Origin of the sequence: Lonepinella sp. BR2357 (assembly GCF_051851525.1) — a bacterium.
Lineage (GTDB): Bacteria > Pseudomonadota > Gammaproteobacteria > Enterobacterales > Pasteurellaceae > Lonepinella.
The window spans coordinates 21,076-37,584 of record NZ_JBPDVG010000015.1; the positions used below are offsets into that span (position 1 = coordinate 21,076).

Sequence of the window (16,509 nt, forward strand, 5' to 3'; positions counted from 1 at the left end):
CACCCTTTTGAAAAAAAATTGTTGACCTAATAACCATTCCTTAGGCAATATAAAAAAAGAAAGTAATCAATTTTACACAAATTAAATAAAATTAGGTATCTAAATATGAGCAAATCCTTAGTGATTGTGGAATCGCCAGCCAAAGCGAAAACCATTAATAAATATCTGGGCAGTAACTATGTGGTGAAATCCAGTGTTGGACATATCCGTGATTTGCCGACCACAGGGACAGTTAGCGGCGAAAAAGCAAAGCCTACTTCCACCAAAGGACTCAGTGCGGAAGAAAAGGCCAGTATCAAAGCAGAGAAAGATCAGAACGCTTTAGTCAAGCGCATGGGGATTGATCCTTATCATGGCTGGAAAGCCAATTATCAGATTTTGCCAGGCAAGGAAAAAGTCGTGGCAGAATTAAAATCCCTTGCAAAAAAAGCCGACCACATTTATCTGGCCACCGACTTGGATAGAGAGGGGGAGGCCATTGCTTGGCATTTGCGTGAAGTGATTGGCGGGGATGACGAGCGTTTTAGTCGGGTGGTGTTTAACGAAATTACCAAAAACGCCATTAAACAAGCCTTTGAAAAGCCAGAACATTTAAATTTAGACCGAGTGAATGCACAACAAACCCGCCGTTTTTTAGACCGAGTGGTGGGCTTTATGGTGTCGCCGTTACTTTGGAAAAAAGTCGCTCGAGGCTTATCCGCAGGGCGTGTGCAATCGGTGGCGGTGAAATTATTGGTGGAACGTGAGCGTGAAATTAAAGCCTTTTTGCCTGAAGAATTCTGGCAAGTGGCGGTAGATACGCAAACGGCCCAAAAACAAAAAATTCGTTTAGATGTCACCGCACTTCAAGGCAAAAAATTTGAGCCGAAGAACCAACAACAAGCACAAAGTGCGGTGGATTTTTTGCAAAAATCCGCCTTTGTGGTGTCTGATTTAGAAACCAAACCGACCACATCAAAAGCACGTCCACCGTTTATTACCTCCACTTTACAACAAGCGGCCAGCACAAGATTGAGTTTTAGCGTGAAAAAAACCATGATGTTGGCACAACGCTTATATGAGGCAGGTTACATTACGTATATGCGTACCGACAGCACCAATTTAAGTGCGGATGCGTTAAACATGGTTCGTCATTATATTGAACAGCAATTCGGAACGGATTACTTACCCGCCAAACCGAATTTTTATTCCAGTAAAGAAAATGCCCAAGAGGCGCATGAGGCCATTCGCCCCTCTGATGTCAAGGTATTAGCAAGCCAATTATCAGGCATGGAAAAAGATGCTGAACGTTTATATGATTTAATTTGGCGTCAATTTGTGGCGTGCCAAATGCCACAAGCGCAATATGACAGCACCACGTTAACGGTGACAGCAGGGGAGTATGAATTAAAAGCCAAAGGCCGTATTTTACGTTTTGATGGTTGGACAAAAGTCTTGCCGCAATTAACCAAATCGCCTGAAGATCAAGAATTGCCGCCCGTCAAGGTGCAAGACACATTGCAATTAGACGCCGTGTTACCAAGTCAGCATTTTACGAAACCACCGGCACGTTTTACTGAGGCCGCTTTGGTGAAAGAGTTAGAAAAACGAGGTATTGGCCGCCCGTCAACCTATGCAGCAATTATTTCTACCATTCAAGAACGTGGTTATGTACGTACCGAAAACCGCCGTTTTTATGCGGAAAAAATGGGCGAAATTGTGACCGATCGTTTAAATCAATCGTTCAGTGAATTGATGAACTACGATTTCACCGCCAATATGGAAGATACGCTAGATAAAATTGCCAACGGTAGCAAAAATTGGAAAACCGAACTTAATCAATTCTTTAAAGATTTTTCTGAGCAACTTAGCACCGCAGAATTAAATGAACTAGACGGTGGCATGAAACCGAATAGCTTGGTGGAAACGGATATCACTTGCCCAACTTGTGGTCGCAAGATGGCGATTCGCACCGCCAGTACTGGCGTCTTTTTAGGTTGCACAGGCTACGCCTTACCGCCGAAAGAACGTTGTAAAAGCACGGTGAATTTAATTCCAGAGGCAGAACTGTTAAACGTGTTAGACAGCGAAAGCGAGGCGAAAGCCTTGATTGCTCGTAAACGTTGCCCAAAATGTGATGCTGCCATGGACAGTTATTTATTGGATCCGCAACGTAAATTACATATTTGTGGTAATAATCCAAATTGTGATGGTTATGTGATTGAACAGGGCAGTTTCAAAATCAAAGGTTATGACGGCCCTGTGGTGGAATGCGATAAATGCGGTGCGGACATGCACTTAAAACTCGGCCGTTTTGGTAAATACATGGCCTGTACGCAATGTGATAACACCCGTAAAGTGTTGAAAAATGGCGACGTTGCCCCACCAAAAGAAGAGCCAACCCATTTCCCAGAATTGAAATGCGAAAAATCCGACGCTTATTTTGTATTGCGTGATGGCGCAAGTGGCGTATTTATGTCTGCGCATAATTTCCCGAAATCTCGTGAAACAAGAGCACCGAAAGTGGCTGAATTAGCGTTATATCGAGATCGTTTACCTGAAAAATTGCAGTATTTGGCGGAGGCACCACAAAAAGATCCTGAGGGTAATGCGGCGATTGTGCGGTTTAGTCGTAAGGAAAAACGGCAGTATGTGACGTCGGAAAAAGACGGTAAACAGACCAAGTGGATGGTGGATTTTGATGGGAAAAATTGGGTTGAACGGAAAAAATAGGAGAAACCTAGTACTGGCGTACTAGGTTAAGCATAGTAACGCTACGCCGTAGCTTAGAAAAAAGATCTATTTTTTTAACCGCACTTTTATTTATGCTCGTTCAAAATTGGGACCCCGTCTGAACCGCCTGAGCGTTTTGGTATTTTTAGCTAAATTTTGCCTGTCTGAGCATAGCGAGTTCAAAATTTAGCGTGAAGAAAATACCAAATAAGCTCAGAAACAGAAAAGCGGTGAAGTCGGGGCGTGCTTTTCTTTGCCTACTTTCTTTTGCACAAGCACAAAATCCAAAGGATTTTGAACGTTGGCTTTGCCAACGGCACGAAGTGCGAGCGTAGCGAGTAAAAGAAAGTATGGTCGCCATCGGCTAAACCCGATTTAAATTAAACTACTTCTTTAAAATCAATCTGCCGTTCCAACTCAAAATCTTCATCTACTACAGCTACATTTGAAAATTCTTCCTTATCAAACGCCAAATCCCCCTCAACACCTTCCATCACCGCCCCTTTTTTAATCCCTTTAAAATCAAACAATTCCGCATCACACAAATGGGACGGCACAATATCTTGCATCGCACTAAACATCGTTTCCAATCGCCCTGGGTATTGACGATCCCAAGTGTTCAACATCTCTTTCACTACTTGACGTTGCAAGTTCGGTTGCGAACCGCAAAGGTTGCACGGGATAATCGGGAATTGTTTGGCAATGGCGTATTTTTCAATGTCTTTTTCTTTACAATACGCCAGTGGTCGAATCACTATGTGCTTGCCGTCATCGCTGATGAGTTTTGGTGGCATTGATTTGAGTTTGCCGCCATAAAACATATTCAAAAACAAGGTCGCCAACATATCATCACGGTGATGACCCAACGCAATTTTGGTTGCCCCAAGTTCCGTGGCAGTGCGGTATAAAATCCCACGGCGTAAGCGAGAGCAGAGTGAGCAAGTGGTTTTGCCTTCAGGGATTTTTTCTTTCACAATGCCGTAGGTATTTTCTTCCACAATTTTGTAATCCACGCCAATGCTGGCAAGATATTCAGGCAAAATATGCTCAGGGAATCCTGGTTGCTTTTGGTCTAAATTCACTGCCACAATATCAAAATGAATCGGGGCGTTCAGTCTTAAATTGAGTAAAATATCCAACAGCGTATAACTATCTTTCCCGCCCGACAGGCAAACCATCACTTTGTCGCCGTCTTCAATCATATTAAAATCCGCAATGGCATTGCCCACATTACGGCGTAAGCGTTTTTGTAGTTTGTTGAGATTGTAAGTTTGTTTTTTGTCTTGTTCGGTTGTCATTGATGCTATCCATTAAAATTTGATTTGCGTATAGTAAAGGCTAGGCGAAAAAATTCAATAAAAAATTAAAATTTTTACCGCACTTTTTTGTGATGATCAAGAACTTACAATATCAACAAAGATCCTGTATAATCTTTCCCAATTATATCTATTTTCAAAGGTTGTGAGAAATTTTAATGTCTGAAACATCACAAACTATCCCTGAACTGGTGTCGTGGGCGAGAGAACGAGAGTTTTCGCTGTCGCTCAACACCGAACGGCTAGCGTTTTTACTTGCCATTGCACTTTATAATAACGAACGTTTTGACGGCGAGATGCAAGAATCTGATCTGGTGGATATTTTCCGTCAAGTGTCATCTGAATTTGATTATTCTGAGAGTGTCGTCACCCGAGCCAACAATGCCATTAATGATTTAGTGAAACAGCGGTTTTTAAACCGTTTTAGTAGTGATTTCACCGAAGGACTGTCCATTTACCGCTTGACCCCGTTGGGTGTGGGCGTGTCTGATTATTATATTCGTCAACGTGAATTTTCCGCTCTTAAGTTGTCCGTGCAGCTTGCCATTGTGGCAGATGAAATTCAGCGTGCTTCGGAATCAGCGGAAGATGGTGTGCGGAAAAACGAAGATGCGTATTTTTGGCGGCGAAATGTGTTTGCACCGCTTAAATATTCCGTGGCGGAGATTTTTGATAGCATTGATTTATCACAACGCATTATGGACGAAAATCAGCAGGGCATTAAGCAAGAAATCGCCGATCTGTTAAGCAAAGATTGGCAAGCGGCGATTGCCAGCTGTGAACGGTTGTTAGATGAAACATCGGGCAATTTGCGAGAATTGCAAGATACCTTAAATGCTGCTGGCGACAAGCTACAAGCCCAATTATTGCGGATTCAAGACTGTATTATCGGGAATAGTACGCTGTATTTTATTGAGCAGTTGATTGTAGATTTGCAGGCAAAACTTGACCGCATTATCAGCTGGGGACAGCAAGCCATTGACTTGTGGATCGGCTACGACCGCCATGTGCATAAATTTATTCGTACCGCCATTGATATGGATAAAAATCGGGTGTTTAGCCAACGGCTACGCAATTCTATTCATCATTATTTTGATGCCCCTTGGTATTTGTGGACGGCTCAAGCGGAACGCTTGATTGATTTGCGTGATGAAGAATTACTGTTGCGAGATGAAGATGCCTTGGGCGAATTGCCTGATGAATTGCAGTATGAACAGCTTTCCGACTTGCACGATCAAATTGTTGAGACGATGCAAGCCTTGCTCATCGCCCAACGTGAACACAATCAACCGATTGATTTAAGCCTTGTGTTAAAACAACAGCTTGAACATTATCCGCTTTCTCGCCATTTTGACGTGGCACGCATTATCGTGGATCAAGCGGTGCGATTAGGTTTAGCCAGTCAAGATCTCTCGGGCATTTATTCCCCGTGGCAACCGATTAATAACGCTGGTGCAGAAGTGCAAGCGAATGTGATTGATGAATTTAAATAGGGTATGTTGATGAAAAGCATTGAGAAATTATTTAAATTGCCAGCGGAAGAAGAACAACACTTTGCAGAGTTTATAAAAAAACAACGTGCGTTGCATATTTCTAGTCCGAAAGATACTGCCAAAAAAGCCACAGAAAACAAGGCAAAATTCATCAAAAAATTGCTCAATGACAAGCAAATTTCGCAAGCGATTTTGCATTTGCGTGAATATAGTTATGAAGAATATTTAAAGGAAGAATCTGCCTTTAATAGCGTGATTTTGCAAGAAATTAGCCGACAATTTGACACACCAAAGCAATTTATCGCCAATTTAAGCCTTGATTTTTTTCAGCAAGATATTTCTTCCCTTGAGCAATGCCAAGAGCAATTAATCCAATTGGTGGGCGAATATGCTGGAGCAATTAGCCCTTATATTTATCAACTTTGTTTGAGCAATACCCAATCTCGCCGTTCTCGTGCAGGCAAAGTGTTTGAAGGGATTATTTATTTTTTATATGAGTATTTTGGTTATCCATTTAACTCTCAATCACAAATTGGGCGACAAACTTTTTCTAAATTGGGGCTAGGGAAACTGGTCGATTCTTTATTGCCGAGTGTGGAAGCCTTTAACGAACGCCGTGATAAAGTCATCGTGGGGTCAATGAAAACCACGCTAAGAGAACGTTGGCAAGAAGTGGTGGAAGAAGTCAGCCGTTCCAATGTGCCAAGTATTTATTTGTTGACCGTAGATGATGATATTTCCGAAAATAAAGCGATTCAAATGGGTAATCATAATATTGTGTTGGTAGTATTGAACGCCGTCAAACAACAAGCACATTTGAAAAACAAACGCAGTATTATTGATTTTGAAAGCTATTTTTTAGACGAAATTCCAGCCATTATGACTTATTGGAGTAAATCACAATGATAAAAATAATTGATTTATTCGCAGGCATTGGCGGTATTCGGCTTGGTTTTGAACAAGCCTTTGGAGCAGTGGATTGCGTATTTACATCAGAAATTGATAAATATGCGGTGCAGACCTATCAAGCCAATTTTCCCAATGAAAAAATCAGTGGTGATATTACCTTAATTGATGAAAGTGCGGTGCCAAATCACGATATTTTATTGGCTGGTTTTCCTTGTCAGCCTTTTTCGCAAGCAGGGTTGAAAAAAGGGTTTACTGATACAAGGGGAACGTTATTTTTTGATATTGAACGGATTTTGTTAGCCCAAAAACCGCAAGCCTTTTTATTGGAGAATGTAAAACAATTAAAAGGACACGACAAGGGCAAAACGCTCGCCGTGATTTTAGAGCATTTGAAATCCGCTGGTTACAAGGTTTATTATGATGTGTTGAAAGCTCGAGATTTCGGGATTCCACAAAATCGGGAACGGATCTATATTGTGGGCTTTTTGGATCATAGCGTGCCTTTTGAATTTCCCAAACCCCTTGATTTAACCACAAGAGTGGGCGATATTTTAGACGATGATGTAGATGAAAAATACACCCTTTCCGATCGGCTATGGCAAGGGCATCAACGGCGGAAAGAAAATAATAAACGTAACGGAAAAGGTTTTGGTTACGGGTTGTTTAACACAGAGTCGGAATACACTAACACCATTTCCGCCCGTTATTATAAAGACGGTAGCGAGATTTTAATTGAGCAAAAAGGGAAAAATCCACGCAAATTGACCCCAAAAGAAGCGGCAAGATTACAAGGTTTTCCACGGGATTTTACGATTCCTGTTTCTGATGTACAAGCCTATAAACAATTTGGTAATAGTGTTTGTGTGCCTGTGGTGAAAGCCATTGCGGAGAATATGCGACAAGCTATGGGTGTAACTAAAATAGAAAAAACATTTTATTATCGCCAACCTAATCGGGAAATACCTACCCAATTAGCGATGACATTTTAAGTATAAAAAAGAAGAGAACAAAAAATGACAGACAATCTTCAAGACGTGATTTCAACCAAATTGGCAGCCGCTATTGCCAATCCGCTATTTCCTGCGGTGGATAGCCAGTTACGGGCAGGGCGGCATATCGGGCAAGAGTATTTAGATAATTATGCGTTTTTAGGCGATTTTCAGGCAGAATTAGACAGTTTTTATCGCCGTTATAATGTGGAGCTGATTCGTGCCCCCGAAGGGTTTTTCTATTTGCGACCGAAAGCCACGACCTTGATTTCTCGTTCCGTGTTGTCGGAGCTGGAAATGTTGGTGGGGAAAGTGCTTTGTTATCTGTATTTAAGCCCTGAACGGTTGGCTCAACAGGGGATTTTTTCGGTGCAAGAAGTGTATGATGAGTTGCTCAATTTGGCGGATGAAGCGAAATTATTGAAAGCGATTAATTTGCGTGCCAGTGGGTCGGATTTGGATAAACAAAAGCTGGCGGAAAAAGTGCGAGCAGCCATTGGGCGGTTACGCCGTTTGGGAATGTTGCATACGGTGGGCGAGCAGAATAGCGGTAAGTTTACCATTTCCGAATCGGTGTTCCGTTTTGGGGCGGAAGTGCGGTCGGGGGATGATCCATTAGAAGCCCAATTACGCTTGATTCGGGACGGTGAAGCGGCAAATCCACAGTCGTTGCAAGCGGAAAAAGCGGCGTTCAATCAAGAAACTGCGGTGGAAAATGACGAAGATTTTGATGATAGCCAAGATGAGAATGAAGAAGGGGCGGAATAATGGCAGAGTTTGAATTAGAACAAGATGATTTAAGCCAACAAGATGTGGTAGAAGAAATGCAGGAAGAAACAGAAGAAATTTTCACCGCCGTTTCGCCATTTCAACCGCAAGCAGGAGTAGAACGGGGCAAATTCCGCTCGCTGACATTGATTAACTGGAACGGTTTTTTTGCTCGCACCTTTGATTTAGATGAACTGGTGACCACGCTGTCGGGCGGTAACGGAGCTGGGAAATCTACGACAATGGCAGGCTTTGTCACCGCGTTGATTCCTGATTTGACCTTGTTGCATTTCCGTAATACTACCGAAGCAGGAGCGAGTGGCGGATCCCGTGATAAAGGGCTACACGGTAAGCTCAAACCAGGAGTGTGTTATGCGGTATTGGATACCATTAATTCACGTCATCAACGCACCTTGGTAGGGGCAAGATTGCAGCAAATTGCAGGGCGTGATAAGAAAGTAGATATTAAAACCTTTAGCTTGCAAGGGGTAGAATTATCCATTAATCCCACTGCGATTTTCACCGAAGTGGTCAATGATCGCCAAGCCAAAGTACTGAATTTAAACGAACTTAAAGACAAGATTGACGATATTGGCGGACAATTCAAGCAATATCATTCCATCGCCGATTATCACGCAATGATGTTTGATTTGGGGATTATTCCCAAACGTCTGCGTTCATCCAGTGACCGTGCGAAATTCTATAAACTGATTGAAGCGTCCCTGTACGGGGGAATTTCCAGTGCCATCACCAAATCCTTGCGTGATTATTTATTGCCTGAAAATTTAGGCGTTCGCAAGGCGTTCCAAGATATGGAATCGGCGTTGCGGGAAAACCGTATGACCTTGGAAGCCATTAAACTGACCCAAGCGGATCGGGATTTATTTAAGCATTTGATTACCGAAACCACCAATTATGTAGCATCGGATTATATGCGTAATGCCAATGAGCGTCAGGGCAATATTGAAAATGCCTTGAAATTCCGCCGTGAGTGGTATCAAGCTAAATCAGAACAGGCGTTGTCGCAACATCGTTTAATTGATTTAAGCCGTGAAGCTCAGGAATTAGCCGAAAGCGAAAAAGGGCTGGAAGTGGATCATCAAAGTGCGGCGGATCATTTAAATTTGGTGCTCAATGCGTTACGTCATCAAGAAAAAATTGAGCGTTATCAAGACGATATTGGTGGCTTAACGGAACGTCTTGAAGAACAAAAAATGGTGGTGGAAACTAGCCAAGAACAGCTAGAAGAAAGCCAAGCCCAATTTGAGCAATTAGAAAGCGAAGTGGATCAAATTCGCAGCCAGCTTGCTGATTATCAACAAGCATTAGATGCTCAACAAACCCGTGCATTGCAATATCAACAAGCCATTCAAGCCTTAGAGAAAGCTAAACAGCTCTGCGGATTGGCAGATTTGAGCGTGAAAAATGTGGACGATTATCAGCAGGAATTTGCCGCTCAAGGGGAGATTCTGACCGAAAAAGTGCTAGAGCTTGAGCATAAAATGTCCATTTCCGAAGCCGCAAAATCGCAATTTGATAAAGCCTATCAGTTGGTGTGCAAAATTGCAGGGGACGTGCCGAGAAGTGCGGCTTGGGAATCGGCGAAAGAATTATTGCGTGAATACCCAACCCAAAAACTCAATGCCACCCAAACCCCACAATTACGAGCAAAATTGCACGAATTGGAACAGCGTTTTGCCCAGCAACAAAGTGCGGTGCGTTTATTAAAAGAGTTTAATCAACGTGCTAACACACAGTTGGAAACCGCTGATGAACTGGAAGAATTTTATACGGAACAAGAAGCCCTGATTGACGATTTGGGGGCGGAGCTTTCCGAACAAGTGGAAAACCGTTCTACTTTACGTCAAAAACGAGAGCAGTTAAATCAAGCCTATAATGAACATTCGCAAAAAGCCCCTGCGTGGTTATTGGCTCAAGCCGAACTTGAACGATTAACCGAACAATCAGGCGAAGAATTTGGCGATAGCCAAGATGTGATGAATTATATGCAATCGTTGTTGGTGAAAGAACGTGAGTTGACATTGCAACGTGACGATCTCGCCCAAAAACGTCAACAGTTAGAAACACAGATTTCACGTTTAAGCCAACCTGATGGCTCAGAAGATGCGCGTTTGAATGTGTTGGCAGAGCGTTTTGGCGGCGTGTTGTTGTCAGAACTTTACGATGATGTGCCGATAGAAGATGCACCGTATTTCTCCGCCCTTTATGGTCCTGCTCGCCACGCCATTGTGGTGCGTGATTTGGCTCAAGTTAAAGCCCAACTTGCCAATTTAGACGATTGCCCTGATGATTTGTATTTAATTGAAGGTGATCCAAGTGCCTTTGATGATAGCGTGTTGTCCGCCAATGAGTTGGAACACGGCGTGGTGGTGCAAGTGTCAGATAGGGAAGTGCGTTATTCCAAATTCCCTGAAATTCCATTGTTCGGGCGTGCGGCTCGGGAAAAACACTTAGCGGAATTGGAAATTGAGCGTGACAATGTCACAGAAAAATACGCTGAAGCCGCCTTTGATGTACAAAAATGCCAACGCTTACACCAACAATTTAGCCAATTTGTCGGCTTGCATTTAGCCTTGGCGTTCTTGCCAAACCCTGAAGAAAGCCTACGAGCCATTAATACGGAACGCAATGAAATTGAGCGAGAATTAACCGCACTTGCCACAGGCGAACAACAAGCCCGCTTGAAATTAGATCAGGCCAAAGAAAAAATGCAGTTGCTCAATCGGATTATTCCGCAATTAGCCGTGATTGCTGATGAAAGCCTGCAAGATCGCATTGAAGAATGTCGGGAGCAGTTGGATAATCTTGAGCAAGATGAATTGTTTATCCGCCATCACGGCGTGACATTGTCACAGTTAGAGCCGATTGCGAACAGCTTGCAAAGCGACCCTGAAAATTACCAGCGTTTAAAAGACGATTTAGCCCAAGCGGTGGCAATGCAAAAACAAGTGCAACAGAAAATCTTTGCATTGGCGGACGTGGTGCAACGCAAAGCCCATTTTGCCTATGATGATGCCATTCAAACCGAAAGCAATAGCCTAAATGAGCAACTGCGGTTGAAATTGGAGCAGACCCAAGCACGCCGTGAGCAACAACGTGAACAGCTCCGCCAAAAACAAGCACAATTTGCCCAATATAATCAGGTGATGATTCAGTTGCAAAGTGCGTATAACAGTAAAAATGATTTGCTCAAAGAATTATTAACCGAAGTCAACGAATTAGGCGTAAGAGCAGACCTTGGGGCAGAAGAGCGTGCGAGAGTGCGGAAAGATGAATTATATCAACAACTTTCCACTAATCGCCAACGCCGTTCTTATGTTGAAAAACAACTCACCTTGATTGAAAGTGATGCAGAAAATTTAACTCGCCGTATTCGCAAAGCAGAGCGAGATTATAAACAGCAACGTGAAATCGTGGTCGCCGCCAAAGCCAGTTGGTGCGTGGTATTGCGGTTATCTCGCAACAGCGATGTGGAAAAACGACTACACCGCCGTGAGCTTGCTTATTTATCCGCAGACGATTTGCGTTCAATGTCGGATAAAGCCCTTGGGGCGTTACGTCAAGCGGTGGCAGACAATGAATATCTGCGTGACAGCCTGCGTTTGTCGGAAGATAACCGCAAACCTGAAAACAAAGTGCGATTCTTTATTGCGGTGTATCAACATTTGCGTGAGCGGATTCGTCAAGATATTATCAAAACCGATGACCCAATTGATGCCATTGAACAAATGGAAATTGAGCTTAACCGCTTAACGGACGAACTTACTGGCCGTGAGCAAAAATTGGCGATAAGCTCAGAATCGGTGGCGAACATTATGCGAAAAACCATTCAACGTGAACAAAATCGCATTCGTCAGCTCAACCAAGGATTACAAAATATTTCCTTTGGACAAGTGAAATCCGTGCGGTTGGTGGTCAATATTCGTGATACCCACGCTATGCTGTTAGATGCCTTATCAGGCGAACAGCAGGAATACCAAGATTTATTTAGCGATAACCGTATCACTTTCTCGGAAGCGATGGCGAAACTCTATCAACGCATTAATCCGCATATTGATATGGGGAACAGAACCGCCCAAACCATCGGCGAAGAATTACTCGATTACCGCAATTATTTGGATTTAGAAGTGGAAGTGTTCCGTGGTGCAGATGGCTGGTTGCGTGCCGAAAGTGGGGCATTATCAACAGGTGAAGCCATTGGTACGGGGATGTCGATCTTGTTAATGGTGGTGCAAAGTTGGGAAGAAGAAAGTCGCCGTATTCGTGGCAAAGATATTGTGCCTTGCCGCTTACTCTTCCTTGACGAAGCCGCACGCTTGGACGGCAAATCCATTTCCACGCTGTTTGAACTCTGCGAACGATTGGATATGCAATTATTAATCGCCGCCCCTGAAAACATCAGCCCAGAAAAAGGCACGACTTATAAACTGGTGCGGAAAATTTCGGGCAATCAAGAGCAGGTTCACGTTGTGGGATTGCGTGGGTTTGGACAATAATGGTAGGGGCGAACCGATGTGTTCGCCCGAAAACCACGCTCCGCATTTAACGGGCGGATACGCCGATCCGCCCCTACAGGAAAATGACAATGTTGCTATTTAAACAAAACGAAAACGGCTTATCTTCACTACAAGAAAAGCCCTTTAAATTGGAAAAAGAAATTCAACGCTTGTTTGAGCAAAATCTGGCGGTGATTTCCGATTATCAGCTGATAAAATCGGAATTTAGCATTAAAAATAGCCGTATTGATACCTTAGCCTTTGACCCTGAAAATAATGCTTTTGTAATTATTGAATATAAACGTAGCCAAAATTTTAGCGTCGTGGATCAGGGGATTTCTTACCTGAATTTAATGCTAGAAAACAAAGGCGAGTTTATCGTGGAATATTATGAAAGTGGCTTGCCGAAGTTAAAACGAGATGAATTTGATTGGTCGCAATCTAAGGTGATTTTTGTCTCACCAGCCTTTACGGATTTTCAGAGCCAAGCGGCGAATTTCAAAGATTTACCAATAGAATTATGGGAAATTCATCAATTTGAAAAGGGGATTGTGTCCATCGTTCCACTGAAAAAATCCAAATCCGCCCCGAGTTTTAAACAAATTAAAACGGCACAAAATACGGATTTAGAGAAAGTGGTCGGTGAAATCAAAGCCTATTCGGAGCAAGATCATCTGAACAACAAAAGCGATGAAATATACGAACTGTATGAACAGTTTCAAGAAGCTATTTTAAGACTGGATGCAGAATTAGAACCAAAAGCACTCAAGCATTATATTGCCTTTAAAAAAGGGAAGAAAAACCTTGCCTATATCAAAATCCAGCAAAACAGCTTAAAAATTTTCATTAATTTGAAAAAAGGCACATTAAACGATCCGAAAAATATCACGGAAGATGTGTCAGAAAAAGGACATCACGGCACAGGGGATTATCAAATCACCGTGAAAGATTCTCGTGATGTGGAATATATTATGAGTTTAATTAAACAAACTATTTAGGAGCCAACATGCACTTTCTCATTCTCGCTATTCTATGTAGCGTTTCCGTTTCTATCTTATTTAAGATGATAAAACGTTACAACGTCGCTACTGATCAGATGGTCGCATTTGGCTATATTATTGCGTTATTGTTGAGTTATTTCCTATTATCTCCTGATTTCAAAGGATTAGGGTTTACCGAATATGTGGTAGAAAGTGAGTCTAAATCGATTTTTTTAACCCTTGGCGTATTATTACCAGTAGGCTTTTTGGTTATGTCAAAAGCCGTGGAACATGGCGGGATTGTGCGTACCGACGCCGCACAGCGATTAGCGTTATTTTTGCAAATTGTGGCAGCGGTGGTGATTTTCGGTGAAACCTTAACGGATATGAAAATTGTTGGGGTCATTGTGGCCTTTTTTGCGTTATTTGGTTTGTTGTTTAAACCTGCTGGTGCAATGGGAAATGCCACAAAAGCAGCACTGGCTTTAGGGGGCGTCTGGTTAATTTGGGGAACCACAGGGATTTTATTTAAGAAAATTGCCTTACAAGGTGGGGCATTTCCAGCCACGTTATTTATCTCATTCGCCTGTGCAATGGTGATTATGTTCGCCTATTTACTCATTAAACGCACCCAATGGACAGGGCCGAGTTTACTGGCTGGGATGTTGTTAGGGGCGTTAAATTTCGGCAATATTCTGTTTTATATTTATGCCCACCAATTCTACAAAGAGAACCCAACCATTGTGTTTGCTACTATGGATTTAGGCGTGATTTGTTTAGGTGCCGTTGTGGGTGCTTTTGCTTTTAAAGAGAAAATTAGTAAAATGAATATGGCGGGTATCCTGTTAGGTATTGTGGCTATCTTATTATTAAGACTGTAAATTATGAACAACGAATTTAGCTTTTTTATTTACGATTATGAGAGCTTTGGTATCAGCCCAAGCGAAGATCGTCCTGCACAATTTGCAGGTATTCGGACCGATAAAGATTTCAACATTATCGGCGAACCGGTGATGTTATATTGCAAGCAAAGCAATGATTATTTACCGAGTCCCGAAGCGGTGTTGGTAACCGGCATTACCCCACAAGAATGTAATGAAAAAGGCTTGCCTGAACCTGAATTTGCAGAAAAGATTTTAGCCGAATTTAGCCAGCCAAATACGTGCATAATGGGCTATAACAGCATTCGTTATGATGACGAAATGACCCGTTATACCTTTTATCGTAACTTTATTGATCCGTACGAATACAGCTGGAAAAACAGCAATTCTCGTTGGGATTTGTTGGACGTGGTGCGTGCGTGCTATGCCTTGCGACCTGACGGTATTAAATGGGCGTATGATGATGACGGTGTACCGAGTTTCCGTTTGGAAAAATTGACCGTTGCCAACGGCATTGAGCATAGTAATGCTCACGATGCCATGGCAGATGTGTATGCCACTATTGCCATGGCTAAGCTGATCAAGCAAAAACAGCCTAAATTATTCCAATTTTTCTTTGAAAATCGGGGCAAAAAAGCCCTTGAAAGTTTAGTGAATATCGCTGAAATGACACCGTTGGTGCATGTTTCTGGCATGCTAGGGAATTATCGGGGAAATTGCACCTGGATTGCACCATTAGCCTGGCATCCGACGAATCAAAATGCGGTGATTGTCTGCGATTTATCGCAAAATATCGACGATTTGCTCACAAAATCCGCCGATGAACTGCGAACACATTTATATACCAAAAAATCTGAATTGGAAGAACAGGGGATTTTGCCTGTTCCGCTTAAATTAGTGCATTTAAATAAATGTCCGATTCTTGCGCCTGCCAAAGTATTACTGCCTGAGAATGCCGAACGTTTAGGGATTGATTGTCAATTTTGCCTAGCAAATTTACAAAAACTCCGACAATCACAGCAAGTGCGGTCAAAAGTGGAAGAAATTTTCAGCCAAGAACGCCAATTTGAAGTGCGTGATAATGTGGAAACTGAATTATACAGTGGCTTTTTTAGTCCGAATGATCGCAATAATATGGCCATTTTACGCCAGTTATCGCCCGAACAATTGGCAAATCACGGTTTAACCTTTGAAGATAACAGGGTAGAGAAGTTGCTATTCCATTATCGAGCTAGACATTATTTCAAAACCTTAAATCGAACAGAGCAGTTGCAATGGGAGCGTTATCGTCGCCGTAAATTGGAAAAAACTGCGGTGGATTTTGAGCAAAAAATTCAAAATCTGATTGAAGAATACAGCAATGATGAAGAAAAATTGCCGTTATTGCAGCAAGTGTATGAATACGCTACGAAATTATTGTAAACAAAGATAAGATAAACAACATGAATATCTTAATTGATTTTGATGGCACTTGCGTCACGCATAAATTTCCTGAAATTGGTGATGATGTAGGGTCGGCACAAGTGTTACGTGATTTGGTGAAAAATGGCCACAATCTGATTCTGTTTACCATGCGAGCAGAAGATTGTTGTCTGTCCGAGGCCTTGGATTGGTTTAAACAAAATAAAATTGAATTGTATGGCATTAATGTCAATCCAACACAGTATAAATTCACCAGTTCACCCAAAGCCTATGGTAATTTGATTATTGATGATATTGCATTGGGGATTAAAAAGTTACAATGTCACTATAATATTCCTTGCGTTGACTGGAAATGGGTAGCAGAGCAGTTATGCGAACAAAAGCTATTAACGCCAGAACAGATTCAGCGATATGATTTTAGTATGCAGGCTTATTTGGGCATAGTAGACAAAATAGTTGGTAAAAAACAGGTTAAAGCCTTATAGTAATTGGCTTTAACCTAATTTTTTGAAATATGAACAA

General features: G+C 42.3%; 12 protein-coding genes. 10 read left to right on the forward strand and 2 right to left on the reverse strand.

Going from position 1 to position 16,509, the window contains the following annotated elements:
- Positions 1-105 precede the first annotated feature (105 nt).
- On the forward strand, positions 106-2,712 hold the full coding sequence (gene topA / locus ACTG7L_RS09875) for a type I DNA topoisomerase (RefSeq protein WP_439328399.1): 2,607 nt from the start codon (positions 106-108) through the stop codon (positions 2,710-2,712).
- Positions 2,713-2,857: 145 nt separating this feature from the next.
- On the opposite strand, the gene ACTG7L_RS09880 is transcribed toward topA, so the two are convergent.
- Together ACTG7L_RS09880 and ttcA are read right to left on the reverse strand one after the other, a co-directional pair.
- Positions 2,858-3,073 (reverse strand): hypothetical protein, encoded by a 216-nt coding sequence (locus tag ACTG7L_RS09880; RefSeq protein ID WP_439328400.1) that lies wholly within the window; start codon positions 3,071-3,073, stop codon positions 2,858-2,860.
- A gap of 19 nt (positions 3,074-3,092) precedes the next feature.
- Complete coding sequence (ttcA, locus tag ACTG7L_RS09885) at positions 3,093-4,010, reverse strand: tRNA 2-thiocytidine(32) synthetase TtcA (RefSeq protein ID WP_439328401.1); 918 nt, start codon at positions 4,008-4,010, stop codon at positions 3,093-3,095.
- Positions 4,011-4,186: 176 nt separating this feature from the next.
- On the opposite strand from ttcA, the gene mukF reads away from it, so the two are divergent.
- The 9 genes from mukF to ACTG7L_RS09930 all read left to right on the forward strand — a co-directional run bounded on the left by mukF (position 4,187) and on the right by ACTG7L_RS09930 (position 16,472).
- Positions 4,187-5,521 carry a chromosome partition protein MukF gene (gene mukF / locus ACTG7L_RS09890; protein WP_439328402.1) on the forward strand — a complete coding sequence of 445 codons (1,335 nt, stop codon included), beginning with the start codon at positions 4,187-4,189 and terminating at the stop codon, positions 5,519-5,521.
- 9 nt (positions 5,522-5,530) lie between these two features.
- Entirely contained in the window at positions 5,531-6,427 is an 897-nt protein-coding gene (locus tag ACTG7L_RS09895; RefSeq protein ID WP_439328403.1) for a type II restriction endonuclease, read from the forward strand.
- Entirely contained in the window at positions 6,424-7,419 is a 996-nt protein-coding gene (locus ACTG7L_RS09900) for a DNA cytosine methyltransferase (protein WP_439328404.1), read from the forward strand. Before ACTG7L_RS09895 ends, ACTG7L_RS09900 begins: the two co-directional genes overlap by 4 nt.
- Before the next feature lie 24 nt (positions 7,420-7,443).
- Positions 7,444-8,187 (forward strand): chromosome partition protein MukE, encoded by a 744-nt coding sequence (gene mukE, locus ACTG7L_RS09905; protein ID WP_439236003.1) that lies wholly within the window; start codon positions 7,444-7,446, stop codon positions 8,185-8,187.
- Positions 8,187-12,704 carry a chromosome partition protein MukB gene (gene mukB / locus ACTG7L_RS09910; RefSeq protein WP_439328405.1) on the forward strand — a complete coding sequence of 1,506 codons (4,518 nt, stop codon included), beginning with the start codon at positions 8,187-8,189 and terminating at the stop codon, positions 12,702-12,704. Before mukE ends, mukB begins: the two co-directional genes overlap by 1 nt.
- Before the next feature lie 89 nt (positions 12,705-12,793).
- Positions 12,794-13,702, forward strand: a complete 909-nt coding sequence (locus ACTG7L_RS09915; protein WP_439241605.1) for a DUF5655 domain-containing protein — start codon at positions 12,794-12,796, stop codon at positions 13,700-13,702.
- An 8-nt stretch (positions 13,703-13,710) separates the two neighbouring features.
- Positions 13,711-14,565: an EamA family transporter gene (locus ACTG7L_RS09920; protein WP_439328406.1), complete on the forward strand. Its 855-nt coding sequence runs from the start codon at positions 13,711-13,713 to the stop codon at positions 14,563-14,565.
- Between the two features lie 3 nt (positions 14,566-14,568).
- The gene (gene sbcB, locus ACTG7L_RS09925) at positions 14,569-15,987 is read left to right on the forward strand and encodes an exodeoxyribonuclease I (RefSeq protein ID WP_439328407.1); all 1,419 of its coding nucleotides are present in this window, start codon (positions 14,569-14,571) and stop codon (positions 15,985-15,987) included.
- Between the two features lie 20 nt (positions 15,988-16,007).
- Positions 16,008-16,472: a hypothetical protein gene (locus ACTG7L_RS09930; protein ID WP_439328408.1), complete on the forward strand. Its 465-nt coding sequence runs from the start codon at positions 16,008-16,010 to the stop codon at positions 16,470-16,472.
- Positions 16,473-16,509 lie beyond the last annotated feature (37 nt).